This is a genomic window from Chryseobacterium geocarposphaerae (genome assembly GCF_002797535.1).
In the GTDB taxonomy this organism is placed as follows: Bacteria; Bacteroidota; Bacteroidia; order Flavobacteriales; family Weeksellaceae; genus Chryseobacterium; species Chryseobacterium geocarposphaerae.
Genome location: NZ_PGFD01000001.1, coordinates 1,782,613 through 1,808,452, shown reverse-complemented (window position 1 = coordinate 1,808,452; position 25,840 = coordinate 1,782,613). Strand labels below are relative to the sequence as shown.

Below are 25,840 nucleotides of genomic sequence, written 5' to 3'. Positions count from 1 at the left end.
TTATTATAGTTTATACTTTGTTCCTTTTAAATCTGTTATATTTAAATATTTAATAAATGAACTAATTTTTCGGCTTAATACCTCTGTTTGTTCTTTTAGTATTTCAAATTTTTCTAGTGAAATGAAATTTCTGTCAAAAACTCGGTATAATTGTGACCTTGTTTCTCCACAAGAAGCTTTTGCAATAGATAAAAATTGAATAAATTCTCTATTGCCATTTCTTTCAAATCCTTCAGCAATGTTATCCATAATCGAACCTGAAGAACCATCAATTTGATTACTAAGTTTATAGTTGTTTTTAAGATTTGTCGATTCAATAATAGTATAAATTTCTTTACAAAGTTCTCTGGACAATTGCCAAATTTCTAAATCTTCAAATCTGTTTATTGTTGCCATAAATTTTGAACTTTAAACTAAAAACATTGAACCAATTAATATTTCTCTCCTAAAATTGCTCTTTTCTGGGACATTACGTAGCCGTAATGCAGGGTTTCGTGCATATTGTTGAAGATGATGGCATCCTGAATGCTTTTCAGATCCATCCCAAAGCTTGTGGTGTAAGGAGTGTAATCCGAAAAGAAATCACTGTCATAATCTTTCATTAAAATCTTTGAAGTTTCAGTTAATAAAAATTCCAGATCTTCTACTTCCGATTTTTGTACATCCAGATTCGGTAATGTACCTTTTTTGTAGGTTTCGATCCAGTATTTATCTATTCTGAAAGGATTTCCGCTCAGATAATAATGCAAAAGCTGTTGGGTAGCAACGGTATGTGCAATGTTCCAGTATATGTTATTGTTGAAGCCGTCAGGAATCAGCAAAAGGTCTTCGTGAGAAGTGTTTTGGAGGATTTCCAGAAGGTTTTTTCTTACTTGTCTGTGAGCTTGAAAATGATAATTCATTTTGCAAAAATTTTAATCACCAAAAATAGTTTAATAAACTGGAAATGACAATTTTTGTACGGCAGATTGAAGTAAAATTTATATATTTTTATGAAAAAATAGAATAATTATATTGAGTTTTAAGGTTTCAACTATTTTGAATCTCGCATCAGTGCAGGAATATTTAACAAACTTTAACTCAAAAATGGCATCTATTGTGTTGATTAATGCAAGTATTTATTAGAAATTTACCAATTATTTTAAATTAAGTTATGTCAGATACATATCAAGCAGAAGACATCCGCCAGCTGACGGAAAAAGTAAAAGAAAAAAACTACTTATTTTCTCTTCTGAGACAGGAAATCAATAAAGTGATTATCGGCCAGGAATATATGATAGACCGTCTATTAGTCGGACTTCTGGGGAATGGCCACGTTCTTTTGGAAGGTGTTCCGGGTTTGGCAAAAACATTGGCAATCAAAACATTGGCAGATGCTGTTCATGGTGACTTCTCAAGGATTCAGTTTACTCCGGATTTATTGCCAGCAGATGTTGTCGGAACAATGATTTATAATGTTAAAGACAATGATTTTTCAATAAAAAAAGGGCCTGTTTTTGCCAATTTTGTATTGGCGGATGAGATCAACCGTGCTCCGGCAAAGGTACAGTCGGCTTTGCTGGAAGTAATGCAGGAAAAACAGGTAACCATTGGTGATGAGACGATGAAGCTTCCAAAGCCTTTCCTGGTGTTGGCAACACAAAACCCGATCGATCAGGAAGGAACCTATCTTTTACCCGAAGCTCAAAGCGACCGTTTCATGCTGAAATGTACGATTGATTATCCGAAATTTGAAGATGAAAGAACGGTGATGAGAATGGTTTCAACTGCGCATCAACCTACAGTAAAACCAGTGATTTCTTTACAGGATATTGTAGATGCAAAAGAGCTTATTAATCAGATTTATCTTGACGAAAAGATTGAAAAATATATTCTGGATATGGTATTTGCAACCCGTTTCCCGGAAAATTACGGTCTTTCGGAACTGAAAAACTATATCGGTTTCGGAGCTTCACCAAGAGCTTCGATCAACCTTGCGATTGCTTCCAGAGCCTATGCCTTCCTGAAAGGAAGAGCGTTTGTGATTCCTGAAGATGTAAAAGAGCTGGCAAAAGATGTATTGCGACATAGAATTGGTTTGACCTTTGAGGCGGAAGCGGAAGAAATCTCAACAGAAGAAATTATCAATAGAATTTTAGCAAAAATACAGGCTCCGTAATGAGTGAGGTGATTATTAGGAAAGCCGTTCACGAAGATTGTGCTCCCATGTTGGAGCTGATCAAAGAATTGGCCGATTATGAAAAGGCTTTGCCTGAAGTTACTTTAACTTTAGAGCAATTTACTGAAGACGGATTTGGAAATTCTCCTGTTTGGGGAGCTTTTGTTGCTGAATATAATGGTGGAATTGTTGGTATTTCATTGTATTATGACAGATATTCAACATGGAAAGGGAGAAGGTTATATCTGGAGGATTTGGTGGTGACGGAAAAGTTGAGAGGCCAACAAATCGGAAAGAAATTGTTTGAAGCAACCATGGAGTATGGGAAATCCAATCAATACAGCGGAATGGTTTTTCAGGTGTTGAACTGGAATGAACCGGCGATTAATTTCTATAAAAAATACAACCCGAAATTTGATGATGAATGGTTTAATGTTTCCATAGAGTTCAAGATTTAATGTTTGAGGTTTAAAGTTTATTGGTGACTATACAGTTGATTTAAATTGAACAAGATATACATTAAGCTAAAAGCTCGGAACAGAAAACTTTAAACTTTAAATTAATCATATGCAGATAAAAGATATTGTAAAAAAAGTCAAGCAAATAGAAATCCGTACCCGAAAGAAGACGGAAGCTACTTTGATGGGGCAATATCACAGTGCTTTTAAAGGGCAGGGAATGACTTTCTCGGAAGTTCGTCCGTATCAGTTTGGTGACGAGATCCGTAGAATTGACTGGAATAAAACAGCACGTTTCCGTGAGCCATTCGTGAAAGTGATGGAAGAGGAAAGGGAATTGACCATGATGCTGCTCGTAGATATTTCCGCTTCGATGGATTACGGAACAAAAACTCAGCTGAAAAGAGAATATGTTGCAGAAATTGCGGCAAGCTTGGGCTTTTCGGCGGCAGGGAATAATGATAAAGTAGGATTGATTTTATTTGCGGATAAGGTATATAAAGTAATTCCTCCGCAAAAGGGGAGAAAACATATTCTTTCCATTATCAGTAATATTCTCACAGCAGATTACGTTCCTGCGGTTTCAAGAATTGACAAAGCCATGGAATATATGATGGGAATTTTCAAAAGAAAATCTCTGGTATTTCTCTTCTCGGATTTTGAAGATGAGTATGATTCCAAAATGCTGAGAGTGGCTTCAAAAAAGCATCAGTTGCTGGGAATGAGGATTTTTGATGAAAAGGATAATGAAATTCCTGATGTTGGCTATACTTTATTGTATGATGCGGAAACAGGAAAACAGGTCTGGGCAAATACCTCCAGTGCAAGATGGAGATATACTTTTGCGGAGGCTCAGAAGCAGAAACTGAGAGATCTGGAAGAAGATTTTGCGAATAGTTCCGCGAGTTTTATGAATATTAATACAGGTTCGGATTACTCAAAATTATTGTATAATTATTTTCAGAAGAAATAAAAAATAAACGTTCTGTTGTCATTCTGAATGTAGCGTAAAAGAAATGAAGAATCTATTGTGTTTACTGAAGATTCTTCCTTCGTCAGAACGACAGATGAAAGGTTAAAATTTAAAGATAAAATTGAAAAAACTACTATTCATATTGTGTTTTTTGATCTGTGCAAATGCTTTTTCGCAGATACTTTCTTCCAGTGTTGAGAAGAAAACCATTGCTTTGGGAGAACTCAATCATATTGTTATTACCATTAATAATTTACATGATAAAAAAGTTTCTGCTGCTCCCGAGAATGAGCTTCTGCCCTTTCATTTTGAAGAAGTAAAAGACAGTATTGCCCAGACTAAGGATATTTATTACCGAAGAATTGAATTTGCAGTATTTGAAGAAGGGACTTTTAAAATTCCTGAACTGGAATTCAAAGTGGATGGAAAGGTTTTAAAAACGATTCCTTATGAAATAGATGTCATTAATACGGCGAAAAAAGGCGACCAGATTAATGATATCATGAACAATAAAGAGGTAAATCTGGAAGTGAAAGATTACTGGGAGCTTTATAAATGGTATATTTTAGCCGCTTTATCGGTCATTGCTTTAATAATTGCCATTATTATGTTCATTAAATGGGGCAGAAAAGCGAAAGATTCTCCTGTAGTAGCGACCAACCAGACTTTAAAGGAACTGGATTCTTTAAAGAAGAAAAAATATGTGGAAAGTGGAGATTACCGTTCATTCTATGTGGAGCTGATCGATATTTCCAGAAAGTTTATTTCCAGACAATACCATTTGCCTGCAGATGTGTTATTGACGGATGATTTAATTGATTTGATGAAAAAAAATAATACCATTTCTCAGGAAAACGAAAAAGTAGTGGAAGAAGTCTTCTTGCGCGGAGATCTGGTGAAATTTGCCAAAACCTTTCCCGATCAGGAAGCAATGGAGAAAGATTTTGCAAATATCAGAGAATTTGTGAAAAGGTCTTCAAAAGATCTGGAATTTGAAAACTTGAGAAAGGATGTTTGATTTTGAATTTTATAGTCCGTGGTTCTTGCTTCTTTTCTTATTGTTTATTCCTCTTTTGTTTAAAGATATAAGGAAGCAGAAAAGAAAAGGAATCAAAGTTCCTACCGTAAAAAATATGGGAAGTAATAACGGTATTCTTCCTGTGCTCTTTTTGCTGAAGATATCGAAGTATATCATTCTCTCCGCTTTGATCATTGCTATGGCAAGACCAAGAACCTTTACCATTTCTCAGGACAGAGACGATACGAAAGGAGTCGATATTATGCTTTCCGTGGATGTTTCTTTAAGTATGCTGGCAAAGGATTTAACTCCGGACCGTTTAACGGCTTTAAAGGATATTGCAGTTAAGTTCGTTGAAAAACGGCCGAATGACAGAATTGGTTTAGTTGCGTATTCAGGGGAGGCGTTTACCAAAGTTCCTGTAACTTCCGATCATCAGGTTGTTATAGATGAGCTGAAAAATCTGAATCCAATGGAACTTCAGCCGGGAACAGCAATCGGAGAAGGACTTTCCGTTGCGGTTAATCATCTTAAAAACAGTAAGGCAAAGAGTAAGATTATTATCTTAATGACAGATGGTGTCAACACGATCGAAAATGCGATGCCGCCACAAATTGCTGCTGAGCTTGCCAAAAATAATAATATCAAAGTATATTCTATTGGGATCGGAACGAATGGATATGCTTTAATGCCAACACAGACCGATATATTTGGAGATCTGGTATTTACAGAAACTGAGGTTAAGATTGATGAGCCTGTTTTGAGAGAAGTTGCACAAATGACGGGAGGAAAATATTTCAGAGCAACTTCGAATTCTGGACTGGCAGAAGTATATGATGAGATTAATCAATTGGAAAAATCTGATATCAAGGTTTCCAAACTATACAATTACGAAGAATATTTTAAGTTTTTTCTCTGGATTGCATTGGGAATGTTGGTTTTTGATGCTTTGTTGAGATGGGTATTTTATAAATTATTGAGCTGATGGATTGGTATTTAGGAAATTACTGGTATTTGTTGTTGCTTTTGCTATTGCCGTTTCTGGCCATACTGCTGATCCGTTTTTTTAAATGGAAAAAGAAAAGGAGAGAGGTATTTGCCGAAGCTCAGTTTCATGAGCAATTATTTGAAAAAAGTTCAGGATTTACAAAATTTTTTCCCGCCTTATATCTTTTAGGGACTTTATTTCTTATTTTTTCTATCATTGATCTGCTGAGTGGTTCCAATGAAGTTGAGACCAAGCAGAGGCTGAATAATGTGATCTTTATGCTCGATGTTTCCAATTCTATGAATGCGGAAGATGTGGAACCCAACCGTTTAATGGAAGCCAAAAATGTGATGATCAATACCATGCAGAAAATGAAGAGTGATAAAGTTGGAGTAGTGATTTTCGCAGGGGAAGCAACCTCCATAATGCCTTTGACAACTGATTATTCTTCTGCGGAAACGTATATTAACGGCATTGAAACCAATTCTATGCAGATTCAGGGAACGGATTTTCTGAAAGCGATGGAAGTGGCTGCAGAAAAGTTTAAAAATGTAAGTAAAGGAGCCCGAAAAGTGGTTTTGCTAAGTGACGGGGAAGATAATGAAGGCAACGATGCAGCTGCCATAAGGCTGGCCAATAAAGAAGGAATTGTGGTAACCACCGTTGGAATCGGAACAGAAGAAGGAGCTCCTGTTCCTGAATATTCTTTTGGGCAGTTAATGGGGTATAAATCTAACATGAACGGAGAAACCGTAATCTCTAAAAGACAAACGGAAGCTCTCCACAAAATAGCTGAATCGACAGGTGGAGATTATATTGACGGAAATAATATCAATGAAACCCCCAATAAAATCCTTGATATTCTGAGTAAAAAATCATTCTCTTCGGAAACGGTGGTGAAATCGCAAAATGCTAATCATTATTATCAATATTTCTTGGGAGTTTCAATTTTATTCTTCTTTTTAATTTATATATTTAATCCTAAAAGAGATTTTAATGTTTAATTTTCTGTTTAGTATACAGGCTATTAAGTTGTACTTTAACCCAATTTTAACAAATTAGAATCTGTTTATTAACATATAAAGGAATAATTTTGCATTTGATGAATACTAAAATCATTTTTTTATCGTTTATTTTTGTCTTAAGCTTTTCAGGCTGTTTGTTCGGACAGGAGAGTTACAGAACTCTGGTGTATGAAGGCAATCAAAAATTTAATGATAAAAATTATGAGGGTGCATCTTCCAAATATATGGAAGCGGTAAAACGGAATAATAAAGATTTTACAGCTCATTATAACCTGGGAAATGCTTTATATAAGAGCAAAAAATATGAAGAAGCAAAGGCAGAATTTGAAAAGGCAAAAGCGCTTTCTCAGACTCTTCCGGATAAGGCAGCTGCTCTGCATAATTTAGGAAACACTTATATGCAAATGAATCAGCCCGAAAAAGCTGCAGATTATTATAAGCAATCCTTAAAACAAAATCCGAAAAGCGAGGCAACAAGAAAAAACTATGAAATTGCCAAACTGAAGGAAAAAGAAAACCAACAAAAGAAGAACCAGCAGAATAACTCAGGCAAAGGAGGCGGCGGTGACCAAAAACAAAATGATGATCAAAACGGAAATCCTAAAGATCAAAAACAGGATCAGGGAAAAGGCCAGCAAAATAAAGGGAAAAATCAGGAAGGAAATAATCCTGATCAGAACCAGAGTCATGAAGGCAAAATTCCAAAAGATCTTGAAAATGCCATATTAAACAAAGTAAGCGAAAAAGAAAAAGAAACCGCCAGAAGAATTTTAAATAAAAATTCTTATTCGATGCCGCAAAGCAACGAGAAAGATTGGTGATGAAGCAAAAGCTTATCTACATATTACTCCTATTTATTTCCATAATTTCTTATGGACAGGTAAGCCTTTCTCTGGAATCTGATAAAGCAGAATATAATGGAAGAGACATTATTAATCTTACCATTGTGTTGGAATTAAATGGTGGAGATCTGGAACAGCAATCTGTATTTCAATTGCCGGATCTTTCCAAATTTACCATTATAGGTAGCGGATCTGTAACCAACAGTTTTATGGATCCTTTGACCAATACGGTCATTACGGAAAAAATTACCCGATTAGCACTTGAACCCAAAAAGAAAGGAAAAATCAGAATTGGGTCGGTTCTCGTTACGGTAAGTAACAAAATTTATAAAACAGAACCTTTTGATATTGTTATAAAAGATATTGATAGAAGATCTTCTGCTCATATCGCAGCACAGAATGAAGTGTTTCTGAATATGGAGATTGAGGATAGAGAAGTTTATCAGGATCAGCCTACCATTGCCGTATTAAAAGTATATTCAAGAAATATAGACAACTTAAGAAAGGTTAGGAATATACAGCTTCCTCAGCAGGACAACATTAATGTACATCCGGTACATTTTAGAAAGTCAGAGATCGATCCTTCTGATATGGGTGGAAGTATGGCTTCCCAGATAATTGCTGTTTTTATGGTTTTTCCTAATCATGCAGGTTATGTAGAAGTACCAGCTGTTTCTGCTTCTGTAAATACACTTTCAAGCAAGAATAAAATACTTTCCAATAAAGTAAAGCTCAATGTAAAGAAACTCCCGGAAGGGGCTCCCGGAAGCTTTAAAAATGCTGTCGGAAACTTTAAGGTAGATGTTTATTGTCCAACCGCAGGAAAAACGGAGGTGGAAAAGCCGATGAATGTGGTGGTAAAAGTTTCAGGAGAAGGTAATATCATGGATATGAAATTACCGGGTATTGAAGCTTCCCAGGACTATGAGTTTTTTAATCCGAAAATTACTTCAAAAGTTTATCCCGGAAAAGTGGGGATGAAAGGCGAAATTTTTGCTAATTATATTGTAATTCCTAAAAAACAGGGTGCGATTTCAATTAAAACCGAAGAGTTTTCGTTTTTTGATCCTGAAAAAAAAGAATATGTTGAAGTTCCTGTTGCACAATTAAGTATTCACTCATTTTCTCATGAACAGATGATGGAATCCCGTTCCACTGTAGAAAAGGTAAATGAATATACCAATAACTTTTTAGAGACGGTAAATACTCCGGTTTTAAAAACAACTTCATTTAAAGTAAAAGAAAAAAATAAGTTTAACTGGAATATCTTATTTGTAAATATTGCCATTCTGCTGAGTTTATGTGTTGCTTATCTGGTATTTAGAAATTGGCAAAAAAAGCGTTCTTTGGTTAGCAAAACAACATCTACACAGTCTTTAGGTTCTGTGGCAGAAACGGAGGAAGAAATCCGGACTATGCTGAAAACAGATATTACGGATTATTTTAACTATTTGAAAAACCTGAAGGAAAACAACGATTATACTAAGTTTTTTGAAACGGTGGAAGAGCTTGACTCAGAAGTCAGAAATCAATATTTTCAGAGTTCGACAAAGGATTTTACGATGTTTTTAGAAAACTATAAAGGGAATAATATTGCGGAGGAATACAGAACCCTTTCACAAAAAATTCAGATAGAAAAATATGCTCCGGTAAAATCCGAAGAAGGAATTGATGAGCTATATAACACAATTGTTAAATTATATTCCAGTATTAGCAAATAATTAATTATTTTTCATATTTTTGCGAAATTCTTAATTTAACGTAATGGGAGTATTTGAAGATTTTTCTATTAAAGAGATTATTACCTGTTTTATGGTACTTTTTGCCGTGATTGATATCATTGGTTCTATTCCTATTGTAGTAAGTTTACAGCAAAAATTCGGACAGATTGAAGCCCGGAAAGCATCCATTACAGCAGGTGGAATTATGCTTGTTTTTCTTTTTGTAGGAAACAAAATTTTGAAGTTTATCGGAGTAGATGTCAATTCGTTTGCCATTGCAGGTGCATTTGTCATTTTTATTATTGCATTGGAAATGATCTTAGGAATTGAAATTAATAAAACGTCTGAAGCAAAGTCGGCATCTATTGTTCCTATTGCTTTCCCACTGGTAGCAGGAGCGGGGACTTTAACGACCACTTTATCTTTAAAAGCTGAATTCCATGATATTAATATCATTTTTGGAATCATTCTCAATACAATTTTCGTATATTTGGTGCTGAAATCTGCTACTTGGCTGGAAAAGAAAATGGGGGAAGCAACATTAGCTATTTTACAGAAAGTTTTTGGAATTATTCTTCTGGCGATTTCAATCAAATTATTTACCGCAAACTTTGCCCAATTGGTGCAGAATTATATTAATTTTTAAAAATTATGCAGAAGTTTTATAAAGTATTTTTGATCGTTTTCGTTATCATTATCGGAATCAATGTATATGCAATAGATTTCAACACAGATCTTTTATCAGAAGATAATTTGAAGTTCGTTTTCTCTATTGGAGCAGGTGTTATAGGGTTAATATTACTTTTTGTAATGAATACCTGGAGTAAAATAGGAGTAAGAAAATAATTATTTTTTAATTATACTATCATAAACAAAAACCTCTTTCAGTCTGAAAGAGGTTTTCGTTTTATGATTATCACTAAATATAAGCTTGTCATTCTGAATAGAATGAAGAATCTCCCCCAATCTTATTATGCGAATCTATAAAAATGTGAATTTAAGAAACCACAAGATTTTTAAGCACAGCTTCCGATTTCAGTTCAGTTTCTATCCACTCTTTTTCCGGATTGCTTTGAGCGGTGATTCCGCCTCCCACAAAAAGATGAACGGCATTCTTGTAAAGTTTAGAACAACGGAGATTAACAAAATACTGGATACTTTCTTCGGTTTCTATTTTGATATAACCTGCATACAATTCGCGTGGGTATTTTTCCAATTTCTGGATGTTTTCTTTACAGAAATCTTTCGGAATCCCACAAACAGCCGGGGTAGGGTGCAATTCCTGAATGAGAGTATCTAAGTCTTCAGGTTGTATTTTTATTTTAAAATCTGTTCTGAGATGTTTTATATTTCCTGAAATATGATCATAGGTTTCAGATTCATCAAGAGTTTCTGAATATTTTTTTAAAATATCTCTGATGTAGCTTGAAACAGGTTTTTGTTCCTCAATTTCTTTCTCAGACCAGCTTTCTGAGACAGGAAGTGTTCCGGCAAGACTCATTGTTTCAAAAATATGGGTTTGTTTATTGAATTTCCCCAGGACTTCTGAAAAAGCGCCCATCCACGAATTTTCACCATTGATTAAGATATAGCTGAATGCATTTGGATAAGCACTACAAAGGTTTTTAAAGCTTTCTTTAAGGGCAATCTGATTAAAATCGGTAAAGATTTTTCTTCTGGAATAAACCAGTTTAGGAAGTTGGTTGTCTTTGATAACTTCAATTACCTCATTCAGATTATTCAGATATTCGTCTTTGGTTTCTGGCGTAAACTTATTATTATCTTCTTTTAAATCATTACTTGAAATTGTTATTTTATCGAAATTGTCCTGATTTATTTCAACAATTTTTCCACTGCAGTCAACTTGCCTTAATCCGTCAAAAGAATAAAAGTTAATATGGTTTTCACTTGAGTTTTCGTCTGTCGAATAGAGTTTTTCGTCGAATGGAAATTTGAAATAAATCATTATGTACTACATTTTTAAAATCAGATCTTGGAGATGATGTAGGAAATTCCGAAGTTGATTTTACTTTCTGCAAAGGTATTATTAGTCTTAAAAATGTCAAAATCAAATGCGTTGTTTTTTAGCGAAATGTTTTTCATCTGGTAGTGTTGATATTCCGCAAAAAAAATAAAATGTTTTAAAACCCTGTATTGTAGTCCGAATGAAAATCCAATGTTGGTTTGCTGACTTTTAAAGTCTTCCAATGAATTCAAAACATTATTTTCAGGAACCAGAAACTGCATCTTGTATACATTATGATTGACTAAAATACCGGCAAATGGGCGGATATTTTTCCATTCATAGGCAATTTTTAACCGTAAAGCGTATTCAAAATGTTTATTGTTGAATCTTTGAAATAATAAAGGCTGTTGGTCTGTCGTAAAATAAAATCCATTGAGAATAGTATCTTCTTTATTGGCATCCAGATCAAAAGAGGAGTTCCAATGATAAACATTTGCAGAAAGTATCAGAGATAAAGGAGAGGCGAATAAGTTTTTGGAAATCCAGAGCCCTAAATTTTCGCCGAACTGTTGTTTATTTTTGGATATAAATGCTGTCCAGTCCGAGTTTTTAAATCCTATCCCGGCTTCCACACCATATTGGAATGCATTGAAGACTTTACGTTTGATCTTTTTCTCAGACTTTTGTTTGTTGATATTTTCCTGGTATATGTCTTTTATTTCCTTTTGAGAAATCGTTAACGGAGCTATAACCAGATTGGCTGATTTTAGCCGTAAAGGTTTTTCCAGATAAACCGTATCGTGTACAATCACTTTTTCATAAACATATACCGTATCTATTTTTTTCTTTTTTTGTGCCCATGAAAAGTTGATTATGATGAGAGAAAAGAGGAAAATAGTCTTTTTTAAAAACATGGCTCGATAAGTTTATCTTTCTACAAATATAGTATCTCTTTTGATGATTTTTTTCACAACAATCACTTTTTGGGAAGTTTCTTTTACGGTGTCTTTAAGAAGTATTTTTTGTGTTTTTCCTTTGTTTTTAATGCTTTTTTTCTCAGTACTATCAAGGCTTTCTGATGTATCCTGTTTCATTTTTATGGATGGATTGACTGTATTTATTGATACATTTCTTTCGGAAACGGATTTTTCTTTTGAATACTGGCTTCCGGATGTTTCGTTATTCTTTTCCAGTATTGAATCCTGAGTAATCGATTGATTCTGGAGAAAGAAATGACTTTTTGTATTAAATAAAAATAGAGAAGAAAGAATAATGATTATGCAGGTTGAAGCGATGATTACTTTCTTTTTCAGGCTTGATCGATAAGGATGAAATGTAGAGGTTTTGATTGTGATATTTTCAGGAATTTCTAATTTTTTAGAGGTTGCAATTTGAAAATCTGAAAATTTACTTCTAAAGGTTTGTGCCCACAATAGTCCTCCCAATCCGAAAATAACAAGCAGTTGTGCTGTTTTATTTTTAGGAGTATTGTGATTGATTATATTGTTGAGTAAATACGTTTGAATGGATTTTTTCGCCCGCAAAAGATGAGACTTCGAAGTGTTTATCGTAATCCCTAATAAACCGGCAATTTCTGCATGGGAATGGTTTTCAATAAAGTATAAATTGAAAACAGATTTATGGTGAGGTGGAAGATTGTCTATAGATGACAATAATTCTTCATTCGAGAAATCATAAATAAAGATGTTTTTCTCTTCCCGGGAATGATGTTCCATTTCTGAGTATGTATCTGGAATTTCTAAAGCTTCGGTATTCACAAAATTATCTTTGCTGAATTTTCTTAGGTATTGTAAAGAATTGTTGACCACAATTTTTTTTAACCAGCCAAAAAGAGCTTTTTCATCATGAAGCTGATGGTCTTTCTGCATGGCAGTAATGAAGCTATCCTGTATGATATCTTCCGCAATGTAAATATCCTGGATATATCTGCGACAAATCCCCAAAAGTTTTGGGGAATAGTCGAGATAGATTTTTTGCCAGTCAGTTTTTATTTTTGCCATTCATTTAATTTTCTACAACGTACACTGCATTGAAGGTCCCAGTGAAGTTTTGTGAACTGTTTTGTGTACTCGTAATCGTTTGGGCTTCCACTCCGTTTACAAATACTTTTCCGGTATAAGTGCCATTAGAAATACTATATTTAATCATATAAATATTATTATTGAGCACAAACATATTTTGAATATTAGTTAGAGATGAAAAATTGGTAGAAATTAAAGTATTGTTTTTGTAATAATTATTTCCTAATTCATAAGTGTAGAAATCGTTCGATGCTTTATCGGTTACTAAATGACCAAGAGCCCCTACTGGGTTTATATTATTTCCAATATATATATCTGAATTGGTGAAAATGTTTTTGGAGTAATATTGGACGCCGTTTTTAAGATATAAAAGATGAAGTCCGTTGTTATTTTTTGCAAAGTTATATACATTATTGGATTGTCCTAAAGAATTGAAAGTTAAATTTTTAAAATATCCTCTGTCTGTATTTTGATTATTATCGGTAATTCTAGCCGATACATAAACCTCTGTACCTGTAACTGAATTTGCAGCAGTAATGCCTTCTGCGGAAGGGATATACTGACTTTTATAGAGAATGTTCTTAGAATCGTTTTTCCAGTAGCAAAGCTCATATTTCTCCAATGGGTTTACTGCGTTAGGGTTTTCTACATAACCTGCAAAATAAACATTGCCTTCATAGACTGTAAAGGCTGTAATATCACTTAGCCCAGTGCTCGGAAGATTAAGGTACTGTTTGATTTCATATCTTGTTCCGTTCTTCCAAAAAAAATGAATAGGCTTAAGTGAAGTTGGGGTTGGGCCTTTAGTTCCTGTTACATACACATTATTGCTTTGAACGATTATTTCTAAAGGCGTTATATCTTCTCCATTCGTAAGTTCTGTTTTTAAAGTGTTTTTCCAATAACTGGCCTTGTTGTTTTCTTTACCTGCGACATATACATCATAAGATGGTGTAAGTGTTTTGGCAACTTCGTCATTCATTGTACTTGCGTTATTGGTACAAGAATTAAAAATGCATAGAGCAAAGACAAGAAAAGGGGATAATAGTTTTTTCATATAAATAGATTTTTAATTTCTATATATAAGATGCAAAAAAATAAAAAGGTTGCAGCAAGTATATAAAAAAAGACTCAATATTTTGAGTCTTTATGTATTTTGTTTGAAATTTCTTATCTGTTGATAATATTATTCGTCATTGTAGTGTGGCTTACCAATTGGCCTTTTTCATCACGAATTTCAATTTCAGAAACATGCATTGTTCTTCCTTTTCGAATAAAGCGGGCAACAGCTGTTACGATACCGTCTTTTTTACTTCTTAAATGATTGGTATTAATATTGGTACCTACGCCGTAATATTTTTCTCCGTCAATGAAGATATTCGACAGGCTTGAACCCATTGTCTCAGCCAGCACACAGCTTGCTCCGCCATGCATAATTCCGAAAGGCTGATGTATTCTTGGCAAAACAGGCATGATTGCCGTTAATGTTTCATTTTCAAGATCAATATCGGTGAATTTTATTTCGAGCGTTTTGGCAAATGTTTCGCCTCCCCAGTTATTGATGAATGCTAATATTTCTTCTTTAGTTTTATCTTTATACATTGCGAGAGTATAGCTTTTTGTTGTAATAAGTAAATAATTTTGCTTCTAACTTTTAGCATCGGTATCATTCCCCATAATATTCGGATTCCAGTTGGCTGGAATTTTCGGCACTATATCATTTTTAATATAATAATTCTGGATTTCTTCCATAATATCAGTAAAAGATGTTGAAGCAATTCTCTCGTAAGGAATCGTGTAACCCAGATAAATTATTTTTCTTTTAAAATCTCCTGCTGCTAAAACGATAGGGACTTTTGCTGCCAAAGCCATATGATAGAAGCCTTTTCTCCATTTTGGAACCCAGCTTCTTGTACCTTCCGGGGTGATTACCAGACTGAAGTCCTCTTTTGCAAATTGTTTGGCCACGAAATTTATCAGGTCATTCTTTTGGCTTCTGTCAATACCAATTCCTCCCAGTCCCTTTACCAATCCGCCATACCAAGCTTTTGTATGAGCATCTTTAATGATTACTTTTAAAGGCTTTTCCAATGACCAATAGGCAAGATTTCCCAGGATATATTCCATATTGTGGGTATGGGGCGCAACCACCAGAATACATCTGTTCAGGCTGTTTACATCGCCTTGTAAGACAACTTTCCAACCCATTAGTTTTAACATCAGTTTGCCAATCAGCTTTCTCATATCGTTTGAATTAAAAACAAAAAAGTATAACCAAAGTGGTTATACTTTACAAATATATTGAAATATTATCGCTCTTAAAATAAACTGCTGATTAAATCAACGATTTTCATTACAATTTCTAGTGCCAGTTGTACCATGATTATTGATATTTTATTGAGTGTTTTTGGTTATGATTTTTTGTTATACAAATGTAAAGATTTTTATTTACATAGAGAACTAAATATTTATATTTTTTATTTTCTGTGAGAGAAGAAGAGTGTGAATTTCAAACGGTTGTGTTATTCATTCACACCTTCTGCCACTCTCTGCAGTTAATTATTTAGTTTGGATGGAAATTTCGTTTTTACCTTCGTTTACTTTGATGTCCAGATTACCTCCTTTCATCTTCTTGATGCTGTTTTTCATAGAATCAATTACTTTGTCAGCCTGGTTGCTCGGCACTTTTTTACCGTTTACAATGATGCTGTCTTCATCATCAGAATTATATTCAATGGTAGAGCCGTTTACAGTAATCTTGTTTTTTTCAATCTTGATGTTTCCGTCTTCGTCTTTTTCCTGATCGTTATCATTGATTCCGTCTGCATTTAAGTCTCCATCAAAGTTGATAAGATCATGTTTTGCAGGAAGTACAATGGTCTTCAAAGGAACTACCAATTCATAATCGATGCTGTAATCTCTGAATCTGTGTTCATAAGGATATTTTACAAAGTTGGGAAGAACGATTCTGTTATTGATCACCTCTACCGGAACACTTACATTTAATGGAAGATTATATCCTTTAGCTTCTTTTTTAATAATCAAATATGGAGTTTTGATATCTGCTTTTCTTGTTACATCCACATGGATCCAGTCTTTTTTGAATACAGAGATTTTATCGGAATAAAGATCGTTATCGTACCCTTTGAAATTTTGAGGAATAGTCACTTGCTTTACATCTACATAAATACTGTCAGATTGTGTGTTGATAGCAACTTCTTCCGTGTCTTCCTTATGACCTTTCAGGAACATTTCCTGTCTTGCCATGCTAACTCCGAAATAAGTGCCTAAAGAGATCAATGCAAGGAATAATGCTCCGATTACCCATCCCGTGTTTCTTAATTTCGTTTTAGGAGAAATTAATTTAATGCTTAATAATCCGAAGATCATTGCAGGAATCAAGCTTCCTAAGGTGATCAATGCCATGATGATGTATTTCATACTGTCATTGTCAAAATAGAAATTCATTTCGCTGACAGGAGGGAAGTCGCTGTCTGCTCCCATGAAGCCGAATACTACAAATACTCCGATTAAACAAGATAAGGACATGAATGCGAAGATTCCACCTAAGATATAACGGAATACATTCCAAAGTCCACTTCCTGCGTTATTGATATAAGGTTTGTTCTCGTTATAGATTTCTCCGACCCTCTGAGTAGATTCGTTGGCAAATTGTACCAATTTATTAGACTCATTCTTAAGATTGTCGAAGTTCATAGGCTTTCCCTTCATTTTCAGGAAATCTGCTGCTGTCTCTGCTTTTGGTAATACCGCCCAAAGGATTACGTAAAGTAGGAAAACAAGGGTTGATGAAACGGCTGCTGTGAAAATCCCTAAGATGAAAATCCCTAACCAGATCGCTCTCATTGCTGTAATGTCCATTCCTACATAATGAGCCAAACCTGCACAAACACCTGCTATTTTTTGTCTTTCAGGGTCACGGAACAATTGTTTTTTATCCGTATATTCAGTTCCTGAAGAGTATGTTTTTTTTGTGTTTTTTTCAGAATAATAAGCTTCTTCCTGTTCTTCGATTTTTTCTGGAGATCCGATCTGAGCAATTACTTTTTCTACATCAGTATCATTAATTACTTCACGTTTTCCTAAAGAATCTCTGAAGATTTCTACCATTCTGATTTCTATGTCATGCATTACCTCATCAGCTTCCGAAGCATCCAGCGAGCTTCTCAGTGCATTCAGGTAATCGCTAAGCTTTATATATGCGTGTTCTTCTATGGTAAAAGAAAAACCTGCGAGTCCTATTGAGAGTGTCTTGTTCATAGCTTTGTTTTTTAATTTTTTTGAGTGATTTGGTTTACGGAATCTGTTAGTTCGTTCCAGGTATTTTGAAGTTCATCTAAAAATAATTTACCTTTTTCGGTGATCTGGTAATATTTTCTCGGAGGTCCTCCTGTAGATTCTTCCCATCTGTATGAAAGGAACTCGCCGTTTTTTAATCTTGTTAAAAGAGGGTAGAGTGTTCCTTCTACTACATCCAGTTTTCCTTTTTTCAGTTCATCTATTAGGTCGGAAACATACATTTCACGATGATTGATGAGACTTAAAATACAGAATTCCAGAATTCCTTTTCGCATTTGCGCTTTGGTATTTTCAGTATTCATCTTTAATAAGTTTTGTTAATTAGTTATATAATTTTCGAAGTTCGGAACCTAGCTAGTTGATCCTATTTCGATTTTACATTACAAAGATATGTAAATAAAATGGTATTATGCAATACAAAGTAGTGTAATTTTTTAATTTTATTATTTAAAATATTGATAATCAGTAAAATAAATTTTTGTTGATTTTCATCTTAGTTTTATTTAAGCCTTAAAATTTTCCAAAAATTTTAAATTTTCGTATTTTTAGGTCAGAAATTTTGATCGACATTTTATAAATGAATTCAAAATATGATCATGTAAATAACAATAAAGAATGAAAATACAGAAGGAGATTGATTTTATCCTGGCGGTAGATGCCCTGAAAAATGTACAAAGAAGAAACTATAATGCGGATGATACCAGAAGAGAAAATACGGCAGAACATTCCTGGCAAATAATTATTTTAGCTCAGATTCTTTTTCCTTACGCGAAAAACAGGGCAGATATTGATTTATTGAGAGTAATAAGAATGCTTTCCATTCATGATCTGGTAGAGATTGAAGCAGGAGATACATTTTTATTTGATGAAGCTGCTATGGTAGGGAAATTTGAAAGAGAAAAACTTTCTGCCCAAAAGATCTTCGGGATTTTAGATGAACCTTTGCGTACGGAATTCTTTAATTTGTGGCTTGAATTTGAGGAAGAAAAAACTCCGGATGCCATTTTTGCTTGTGCCATCGACAGAATCATGCCTTTCATCCTGAATTCCCATACTTCGGGAAAAAGCTGGACAGAAGCCGGAGTAACGGAAAAACAAATCAGAAATATGTTGGAGAATGCCATCGTAAGAGCTTCCGATGAAATGGGAGAGGCTTTCCATCATTTATTGAACCTTAGCCTTGAATCTGAAAAGGTGTTGAGGTAATTTGTAAAATAAGTTTTAGTCCACAATGAAGGAAGGTAAATAAAAAGTTTCGGCGGGCTTTGCCCGCCGAAACTCATAATAAACATGCTGAAAATATAGGGTTGCGGCGACCGCAGGTCGCCGCAACCTTTTTTATAATATTGAGATTGGTTTCTTAAATTCATCTATGGCTACAAAAGTAAAATCCCCTACAATAGCTCTTTCTCTTTCATAGGAATACATCTGTTCCGTATAGATTTCAACATTGACTTTCATACTTGTTTTTCCGACATGGGAAACTTTTCCGATTAGTTCTACGATCGTTCCTGCGGGAATAGATCTTTTAAAATCAATTTTATCACTGCTTACCGTTACCACACGTTTTCTTGCAAATCGTGTAGCTGCAATAAAAGCCACTTCATCCATGAGCTGCATCGCTGTACCTCCGAAAAGCGTATCGTAATGATTGGTTGTGTTAGGGAAAACTGCTTTGAAAATTCGGGTTTCTGATGCTTCAATTCTTTCTTCTGTAGTCATATTTCATTATTAAATTAAGGCGAAATGAAATAGATTAAAATAACAGAAGAATAGCAGGGACATAAAATATACCTGTTAAAATCCATCAGATCAATAAACTTCAGATCGCGAAAGTTTTTTGTTTAAAGAAAAAGGCAGGTCTCCTGACTTGTAACATCTCTATTTCCTTCCCATGCGGTAGCACAGTGGAATATTTTATAAAGACTTCAGTTACTTACAGTTGCGCGACAGTTCGTGATTTTCACACGATTCCCTATTAATCAGCAGCTAAGCAGAACCAATTTCTATGATGAATAAAGTCGTTAAACTTTTTCGAAGGCAAAAATAAGAATAATTAAGAGATTATTCCGGGTTTTTGTAAATAATCTGACTAATTGCCGCTCCCTGTTTGATAGACCAGAAGGTGACATAACGGTTTTCTCCGGAACCATTAATCATATATAAGAAGATATGATCCTGATCTAAAGCGGTGACTCCTACATTATCAAAATCCATCGTAGGCTGAAACAGGTTTTTTATGGCATCCCTTACAAAAACGGAGCCTCTTCCCGGTTGCTGTACACGGATAGACTTTATTTCAGTCATTCCTTCTGGAAGCTCTTTACCGATTCCCCAGGTTTTCTGTTTGTCAATTTTAATGATATTTCCTTCAGCATCTTTTTCCTGTTTCTTAATGTGAGCATAAGAAGGGTAAATGTCAATAATAACTTTGGTTCTTTGGTTTCCGGGTATTTTAGGATTGGTATCGTCTGTGAAAATTAAAGATTTCCCGTTTTTAGATTTAGAAGGGGTAAATTTAGGTAACTGGTCTACAAAAACAATACGGTTTTTATTTACCATCCCTTCCTTGGTAATGCTGTCGTATCTTACGAAAGGTTTGTCTGTATCATCTTTTTCAGGATATTTGATCCAGATCCATTCTGTTTCTCCCGGAGCAGGTTTTACATAGACAAACACATCACCGGTTTTCATACGGATTTTATCAACGATTTTCCGATAATCATCTTTATGAACACGCACCATTGCATAGCCTTCTTCTGCTTTTACCACTCCGAAAGGAACTTTATTCTGAGCCTTTACAGAAGCCAAAGAAAAAAGACTGAAAATAGATATATAAAATGCTTTGTTCAGAGAAATCATCTTGAAAATTTTTTGATAGTTCAAATATATAAATTAAATGTTTTTCGGGAGATAATTATAGCGTTGCAATTCTTTTAAATCTTTAATGGATTTTAAATGAGAATCGGAAAGCAGATAAATTTCATCCGAAATATCCAATACTTCCTGATATCGGTGATCTGAAATGATTATTCCTTTCTCTTTGGATTGCTCTTTGATGAGTTTTTGCACTTCGCTTGTCATTTTCGGAGAAAGTCCGTTGAAGGGCTCATCCAGTAAAATGAATTTTGACTCGGAGAAAATAATCAGTAAGGCTTCAACAATTTTCTTCTCACCTCCGGAAAGATTTCTTGAAGTCTCATTCAATAAGGGTTTTATTAAATCCAACTCAGTTAGCTTTTCTGAGTTTTCTTTATTGCAGAAAATTGGAATCAAATTTTTAATATTAATACCTTTTGGAAGGAAAAAATGTTGTGGCAAATAGGCAATCTTATTTTTTCTGTCCCACTGATTTTGGAGAACTTTATCATCAACTCTTATATATTGATGATCTCCTTTCATTGTTCCGAAAATTATTTTGAGTAAAGTAGATTTCCCGGAGCCATTTCTTCCTAAAATTCCTGCGATTTTCCCTGTTTCACAACCAAGATAAATGTCTCTTAAGATTGTCTTTCCGTTAAAAGATTTTATCAGACTGTCTATATGTAGTTTACTCATAAAATTGGCAACCTATATTTATAATTAGACTTACTATAACTGTAATCCCCCAAAGCAATAATCTTGAGAATCCGAAATTAGCATAAAAGTAATATTCATCTTTTAACCTTAATTCATATATCAAAAAATGGAACGCCGGTAAAAAGAGAAGAAAGCATAATCCGAAATTACCGGCCGTGAAACCAAGCTGTGTATTTATGAGCAAAGAAAATAGGACAGCAGGAATTAACAATTTAAAATAGAAAATCCATAAAATCTTTAGACTTTTGACCATTTTTGATTTTTATCATTCAAATATATAAATTAGATATTTCATAGAAACAATACTTTTTGCTTTGAAACTATTTACTTAAATTTTTCAAACTCTGATTCTCATCCGTTTCAAATTATTTATTTTGTTGTAAAAAACTTATTTTTGACCATAATTAATCATGAAGAAAAGTAAGTTCTCTAAATTACTTTTCATAACTCATAAACAATGAAAAATATATTTTCACTTTTGGCATTCATGCTTTCACTTGTAATAACAGCGCAAACAGCTCCTGCTATTCAATGGCAGAAAACCCTTGGAGGAAGCAATTGGGATCAGGGAACTTCAGTATGTCAAACTACAGATGGAGGCTCTGTTGTAGCGGGCTATTCTCCTTCAACGGACGGTAATGTGACAGGAAATCACGGAGGAGGTGATTATTGGGTAGTGAAATTGGATAACAGTGGAAATATTCAGTGGCAGAAATCATTAGGGGGAAGTGGTTATGATTATCCTTATTCTATACAGCAGTCTTCAGATGGAGGTTATATTGTTGCCGGAAGAACAGACTCAAATGACGGTGATGTCACCGGATATCACGGAAGTGTTTATTCTGATTTTTGGATTGTTAAGTTAGATATTAACGGAAATATTCAATGGGAAAAGGCAATTGGTGGAAATGGTGAGGATGTAGCATATTCAATCAAGCAAACTTCAGACGGAGGCTATATCGTGGCAGGTGAGTCATCTTCTACAGATGGGGATGCTGTTGGTCATTTGCCTTATAATAATACAGATCTCTGGATGGTAAAAATTAACAATACGGGTAATATTCAATGGCAAAAATCATTTGGTGGTTATAATTCAGAACTGGCTTTTGATGCCAAACAAACTTCTGATGGCGGATACATTGTTGCAGGAGCTACAGATTCTAACAGTGGCGATGTAACGCAACTCTATGGTGAATATGACTATTGGGTGTTAAAACTGGATAGTACAGGGAATTTACAATGGCAGAAAACATTCGGGGGAAGTGGTACCGATAATGCACAATCTGTAATACAAACATCAGACGGGGGATATATGGTTGCCGGACTTTCAAGGTCGGGGAATGGTCTTGTACATGATCACTACGGAAATTTATTTACTAATGATGCCTGGATCATCAAGCTGGACGGAAATGGCAATATTATATGGAAGAAATCTAAAGGAGGAACAGGTAATGATGTTGCTACTTTTATTAAAGAAATGTCGGATGGAGGATATGTATTTGCCGGATATTCTTCATCGGATGATGGAGATGCAGCAGGAAATCCTGCAGGTTCAGCAAACTTTTGGATTGTAAAAATTAATAATAACGGAAATGTAATCTGGCAAAAATCAATGGGTGGCAGTTTAGGTGATTTCGGACAGTCAATGAGCCAGACATCCGATGGAGGCTTTATCATGACGGGATATTCATATTCTAACGACGGTGATGTCTCTCTTCATTATGGAATTCCAACCTATCCGGATTTCTGGGTGGTTAAATTAGGACCTGAAGTTTTGTCAACGAATGAAACCGAATTCGAAAGATTTAGCATTTTTCCCAATCCTGTTGCTGACATTCTAAATATTTCAGGAATTACCTCCGACTCAAGTTTTGAAATTTACAATGCAGCCGGGCAAAAATTAACTGAAGGAAAAATTAAAAATAAAACAATAAATGTAAGCCATTTGCTAAAAGGAGTTTATTTTATTCAGATAAAAGACAAAGAAAATTCTATGAAATTAAAATTCATCAAAAAATAAAAAATAGAGCGTCAATTATGACGCTCTATTTTTATGTTGGATTTGATTTTTAATCGTTTCTAAGCTTGGCTTTCACATGATTATTTCGGATGGTGTTTCTAAGCCCTGAAATCTGATCCTTTTTGAAATATTTCTTCGGAACCATATTCATCACATGAGCAGTTTGGTAAATTAAAAACCATTCTTTGTTTTCCTTAACCTTATAAACGGTATCCCAGCCGAATTCTCCTTCAAAAGTCTCTCCTTTGTTCAGAACATTTTCATCAGTAAATGTATAAGAAATATTTTCCTGAATTTTCTTGTTGGAATAAAAAGCATTTTTTAAACGGAAATACGAACGGATAACAATAAAAACAAATACAAAAAGAAACCATATCGAAGCAGAGCTTAAAATATCTCTTTCTTCACTTTCTTCCATCAATTGCTTTACCACGAAAAAGATCAAAGCTAATAATGGAAAAACAAGAATCCTTGTTAATGAATTTTTCACATTGAACATCAGGAAATCTTTAAAAGTGATATGCGTATTTACCGTTATCATTTCTCATTAGATCCTTTCCAGTTCATCTGCGTCAATCGTCGTCTTGAAGGTTCCGTAATTCACAATTACCTTGTTTCTGGAGATCTTTTCAATCGTTCCTACGCTTGTACTTCCTGAAATACGTACTCGTTGCCCTACTTTCATCCAGAGTGCACGGTCGGTTTTGCGTTTTTCTTCCAGCTTTTCGTTGGTTTCGGCAATTTTTTCGATCACTTCTTCTTTCTTCAGCTGTTGCGTGATTTTTCTTTTCACCACCTGAAGTTTCTTGCTTTCATCCTTGTCTGTACCTAGTTTCCTGAATTTCTCCTGCTCCAGAAGCTTTACGAAATCCTTCACCACATCTTTTCTAGATTTCCCTTTCGTATAGCTGTCAATAAATGTTTCAATCTTATTTCCGAATTGTAGTTTACGGTGTTCTTCCTCATATAATTTCTGGAAATTGTACAACTTCTGCTGAAGCTGTTCATTCAGTTTTTGCAGGTTGTCACGTTTGTCTTCTACAGATTCTTTTCTTTCCGCAAGATCAGACTTTAATTTTTCAACTTCAAACTTTTCCTGCTGAAGCTTTACGATCGTTTTGTCCAGATTCACAATATCATGTTCTACTTTTTTCTTTGCAGAATGGATGATAAATCTTGGAATTTTATTCTTTTCCGCTACCTCAAAAGTAAATGAGCTTCCCGCTTGTCCTACTTCAAGTTTATACATCGGTTCCAGTGTTTCTTCATTAAACAGCATCGCTGCATTCTGAGCATTCGGAAGCTGCTCCACAACCAGTTTGATGTTGGTGTAGTGGGTTGTAATGATTGCAAAACTCTTTTTATCATAGAAGAATTCCAGAAAGCTTTCCGCTAAAGCGCCACCCAATTCAGGATCGGAGCCTGTTCCAAACTCGTCAATCAATAAAAGGGTATTGGCATCCGCTTCACGAATGATCCCCGACATTTTCTTCAGTCTTGATGAATACGTCGAAAGATGATTTTCAATGGATTGGTTATCCCCAATATCCGTCATGATCTTATCAAAGAAAAACATTTCGGATTTCGGGTGAGTCGGAACCAGAATTCCACTCTGGATCATCAATTGAAGCAGTCCTACAGTTTTTAAGGTAATAGATTTTCCTCCCGCATTCGGTCCGGAAATACAGATAATTCTGTTATGGTCCGTTAAAGTCAGGGTTTGAGGGAAAATGGTCTTATTTTCCGCTTTGTTTCTTAAAAATAACAAAGGATGGAAAGCTTCTCGTAATCGTAGGGTTTTATGACGGTTGATTTTCGGTAAAACTCCGTTGATGAGTTCAGCAAATTTAGCTTTAGCCCTTGTTAAATCAAGATCGAAAATATACTTCTGGTATCTCCAAAGCTGAGGTTGGAATTCCGCCAGCTCGGCTGTTAATTTCCTAAGGATTTTGTCGATTTCCTTTTTCTCTTCTTCCTCGCTTTCTTTAAGCTTAAAATGATGTTTTACTACAGAATCCGGCTGCATGTAGGTGATAGAACCCGTTTTTGAAAGTCCTAAAACTCTTCCCGCAACTCTTTTCTTATAGGCAGATTTTACCGCCAATACTCTCTGATCATCAATGATCGTTTCGCGAATATCATCCAAAAAGTCACTCTGTCCGTAGTTGAATAAAGCTTTATTGAAATTTTCCTGAATTGCTTTTTTGGCAACCTGTATTTCAGCTCTCAAAGCTTTTAAAATGGGTGAAGCTTCACTTTTTACTTCACCAAAACGGTTAAAAACTTTATCAACTTTATCAATAATTTCTTTTTTGAATTCCAACACAGAAACATTCTGAATTAAAGTAGGAAAGGTTTCCGGCATGGTTGGAAAAAACTTCTGCAGTTTCCCGATTTGTTCCGTGATGGTTTTGATTTTGATGAAAGCGCTGTTTTCCAGACGGTAATTTTCAATCAGCATGAGTTTCAACTCACTTTCAATATCTTCATATTCATCAAACGGAATCGCATTCGAACTCTCAAAACTTGATAAATATTCGGAAGTTTTTTTCAAAGAGAGTTCTGCCTCGTCTATTTCCATCGGACGAAGTTGAAGAATTTTTTCTCTTGTTTTCGGAGAATACGCAAAGGAAGAAATTTCCGCGAGCAATTGCGGAAATTCTAATTCGTTTAAATCTTCTTTATTTATATACACAATGCAAATTTAGTGAGAAAATGTGATTATTATGT

At 34.6% G+C, this 25,840-nt stretch carries 27 protein-coding genes and 1 riboswitch; of the genes, 12 read left to right on the top strand and 15 right to left on the bottom strand.

Features of this window, described 5'->3' with window-relative positions; genetic code table 11:
• Positions 1–3: 3 nt before the first annotated feature.
• Both CLV73_RS08020 and CLV73_RS08015 read right to left on the bottom strand, forming a co-directional pair.
• Positions 4–396 carry a four helix bundle protein gene (locus tag CLV73_RS08020; RefSeq protein ID WP_100376316.1) on the bottom strand — a complete coding sequence of 131 codons (393 nt, stop codon included), beginning with the start codon at positions 394–396 and terminating at the stop codon, positions 4–6.
• A gap of 35 nt (positions 397–431) precedes the next feature.
• Entirely contained in the window at positions 432–902 is a 471-nt protein-coding gene (locus tag CLV73_RS08015; RefSeq protein WP_100376315.1) for a DinB family protein, read from the bottom strand.
• A 251-nt stretch (positions 903–1,153) separates the two neighbouring features.
• Between CLV73_RS08015 and CLV73_RS08010 the strand changes: the two genes are divergently transcribed.
• From CLV73_RS08010 to CLV73_RS07965, 10 genes are all read left to right on the top strand, one after another.
• Positions 1,154–2,158, top strand: a complete 1,005-nt coding sequence (locus CLV73_RS08010) for an AAA family ATPase (protein WP_100376314.1) — start codon at positions 1,154–1,156, stop codon at positions 2,156–2,158.
• On the top strand, positions 2,158–2,616 hold the full coding sequence (locus tag CLV73_RS08005) for a GNAT family N-acetyltransferase (protein WP_100376313.1): 459 nt from the start codon (positions 2,158–2,160) through the stop codon (positions 2,614–2,616). The genes CLV73_RS08010 and CLV73_RS08005 overlap by 1 nt, the downstream gene beginning before the upstream one ends.
• A 109-nt stretch (positions 2,617–2,725) precedes the next feature.
• Positions 2,726–3,589, top strand: coding sequence for a DUF58 domain-containing protein (locus CLV73_RS08000; protein ID WP_100376312.1), 864 nt, complete (start codon positions 2,726–2,728; stop codon positions 3,587–3,589).
• A 121-nt stretch (positions 3,590–3,710) separates the two neighbouring features.
• Entirely contained in the window at positions 3,711–4,607 is an 897-nt protein-coding gene (locus tag CLV73_RS07995; RefSeq protein ID WP_100376311.1) for a BatD family protein, read from the top strand.
• Positions 4,600–5,592, top strand: coding sequence for a VWA domain-containing protein (locus CLV73_RS07990; protein WP_100376310.1), 993 nt, complete (start codon positions 4,600–4,602; stop codon positions 5,590–5,592). Before CLV73_RS07995 ends, CLV73_RS07990 begins: the two co-directional genes overlap by 8 nt.
• A complete protein-coding gene (locus CLV73_RS07985) occupies positions 5,592–6,599 on the top strand; it encodes a vWA domain-containing protein (RefSeq protein WP_100376309.1) in 1,008 nt (335 codons plus the stop codon). Before CLV73_RS07990 ends, CLV73_RS07985 begins: the two co-directional genes overlap by 1 nt.
• 98 nt (positions 6,600–6,697) lie before the next feature.
• Positions 6,698–7,441 (top strand): tetratricopeptide repeat protein, encoded by a 744-nt coding sequence (locus CLV73_RS07980; RefSeq protein WP_100376308.1) that lies wholly within the window; start codon positions 6,698–6,700, stop codon positions 7,439–7,441.
• Complete coding sequence (locus CLV73_RS07975; protein WP_100376307.1) at positions 7,441–9,183, top strand: BatD family protein; 1,743 nt, start codon at positions 7,441–7,443, stop codon at positions 9,181–9,183. Before CLV73_RS07980 ends, CLV73_RS07975 begins: the two co-directional genes overlap by 1 nt.
• A 43-nt stretch (positions 9,184–9,226) precedes the next feature.
• Positions 9,227–9,829 (top strand): MarC family protein, encoded by a 603-nt coding sequence (locus tag CLV73_RS07970; RefSeq protein ID WP_100376306.1) that lies wholly within the window; start codon positions 9,227–9,229, stop codon positions 9,827–9,829.
• A 5-nt stretch (positions 9,830–9,834) separates the two neighbouring features.
• Positions 9,835–10,029: a hypothetical protein gene (locus CLV73_RS07965; protein ID WP_100376305.1), complete on the top strand. Its 195-nt coding sequence runs from the start codon at positions 9,835–9,837 to the stop codon at positions 10,027–10,029.
• A 151-nt stretch (positions 10,030–10,180) separates the two neighbouring features.
• On the opposite strand, the gene CLV73_RS07960 is transcribed toward CLV73_RS07965, so the two are convergent.
• From CLV73_RS07960 to CLV73_RS07925, 8 genes are all read right to left on the bottom strand, one after another.
• Entirely contained in the window at positions 10,181–11,149 is a 969-nt protein-coding gene (locus tag CLV73_RS07960) for a chorismate-binding protein (RefSeq protein ID WP_100376304.1), read from the bottom strand.
• A gap of 20 nt (positions 11,150–11,169) precedes the next feature.
• Positions 11,170–12,063 (bottom strand): hypothetical protein, encoded by an 894-nt coding sequence (locus CLV73_RS07955; RefSeq protein ID WP_100376303.1) that lies wholly within the window; start codon positions 12,061–12,063, stop codon positions 11,170–11,172.
• Between the two features lie 12 nt (positions 12,064–12,075).
• On the bottom strand, positions 12,076–13,170 hold the full coding sequence (locus CLV73_RS07950; protein ID WP_100376302.1) for an RNA polymerase sigma factor: 1,095 nt from the start codon (positions 13,168–13,170) through the stop codon (positions 12,076–12,078).
• Between the two features lie 4 nt (positions 13,171–13,174).
• On the bottom strand, positions 13,175–14,248 hold the full coding sequence (locus CLV73_RS07945) for a hypothetical protein (RefSeq protein ID WP_157798756.1): 1,074 nt from the start codon (positions 14,246–14,248) through the stop codon (positions 13,175–13,177).
• Between the two features lie 113 nt (positions 14,249–14,361).
• Positions 14,362–14,793, bottom strand: a complete 432-nt coding sequence (locus tag CLV73_RS07940; protein WP_100376300.1) for a PaaI family thioesterase — start codon at positions 14,791–14,793, stop codon at positions 14,362–14,364.
• 45 nt (positions 14,794–14,838) lie between these two features.
• Entirely contained in the window at positions 14,839–15,435 is a 597-nt protein-coding gene (locus tag CLV73_RS07935) for a 1-acyl-sn-glycerol-3-phosphate acyltransferase (RefSeq protein WP_100376299.1), read from the bottom strand.
• A 315-nt stretch (positions 15,436–15,750) separates the two neighbouring features.
• Complete coding sequence (locus CLV73_RS07930) at positions 15,751–17,472, bottom strand: PspC domain-containing protein (protein ID WP_100376298.1); 1,722 nt, start codon at positions 17,470–17,472, stop codon at positions 15,751–15,753.
• Positions 17,473–17,483: 11 nt separating this feature from the next.
• The gene (locus tag CLV73_RS07925) at positions 17,484–17,813 is read right to left on the bottom strand and encodes a PadR family transcriptional regulator (RefSeq protein WP_029295092.1); all 330 of its coding nucleotides are present in this window, start codon (positions 17,811–17,813) and stop codon (positions 17,484–17,486) included.
• A 313-nt stretch (positions 17,814–18,126) separates the two neighbouring features.
• Between CLV73_RS07925 and CLV73_RS07920 the strand changes: the two genes are divergently transcribed.
• A complete protein-coding gene (locus CLV73_RS07920) occupies positions 18,127–18,717 on the top strand; it encodes an HD domain-containing protein (RefSeq protein WP_100376297.1) in 591 nt (196 codons plus the stop codon).
• A 132-nt stretch (positions 18,718–18,849) separates the two neighbouring features.
• Here the strand turns inward: CLV73_RS07920 and CLV73_RS07915 are convergent, their stop codons facing one another.
• From CLV73_RS07915 to CLV73_RS07905, 3 genes are all read right to left on the bottom strand, one after another.
• Positions 18,850–19,233 (bottom strand): acyl-CoA thioesterase, encoded by a 384-nt coding sequence (locus CLV73_RS07915; RefSeq protein WP_072952759.1) that lies wholly within the window; start codon positions 19,231–19,233, stop codon positions 18,850–18,852.
• 116 nt (positions 19,234–19,349) lie between these two features.
• A riboswitch (cobalamin riboswitch) is annotated at positions 19,350–19,530 on the bottom strand.
• Between the two features lie 45 nt (positions 19,531–19,575).
• A complete protein-coding gene (locus CLV73_RS07910; protein ID WP_100376296.1) occupies positions 19,576–20,373 on the bottom strand; it encodes a hypothetical protein in 798 nt (265 codons plus the stop codon).
• 33 nt (positions 20,374–20,406) lie between these two features.
• Positions 20,407–21,069 (bottom strand): ATP-binding cassette domain-containing protein, encoded by a 663-nt coding sequence (locus tag CLV73_RS07905; protein WP_100376295.1) that lies wholly within the window; start codon positions 21,067–21,069, stop codon positions 20,407–20,409.
• A 478-nt stretch (positions 21,070–21,547) separates the two neighbouring features.
• On the opposite strand from CLV73_RS07905, the gene CLV73_RS07895 reads away from it, so the two are divergent.
• Positions 21,548–23,110: a T9SS type A sorting domain-containing protein gene (locus CLV73_RS07895; RefSeq protein WP_100376293.1), complete on the top strand. Its 1,563-nt coding sequence runs from the start codon at positions 21,548–21,550 to the stop codon at positions 23,108–23,110.
• Between the two features lie 49 nt (positions 23,111–23,159).
• On the opposite strand, the gene CLV73_RS07890 is transcribed toward CLV73_RS07895, so the two are convergent.
• Complete coding sequence (locus tag CLV73_RS07890; RefSeq protein WP_100376292.1) at positions 23,160–23,651, bottom strand: YcxB family protein; 492 nt, start codon at positions 23,649–23,651, stop codon at positions 23,160–23,162.
• A gap of 6 nt (positions 23,652–23,657) precedes the next feature.
• Positions 23,658–25,805, bottom strand: a complete 2,148-nt coding sequence (locus CLV73_RS07885) for an endonuclease MutS2 (RefSeq protein WP_100376291.1) — start codon at positions 25,803–25,805, stop codon at positions 23,658–23,660.
• Between the last annotated feature and the right edge of the window lie 35 nt (positions 25,806–25,840).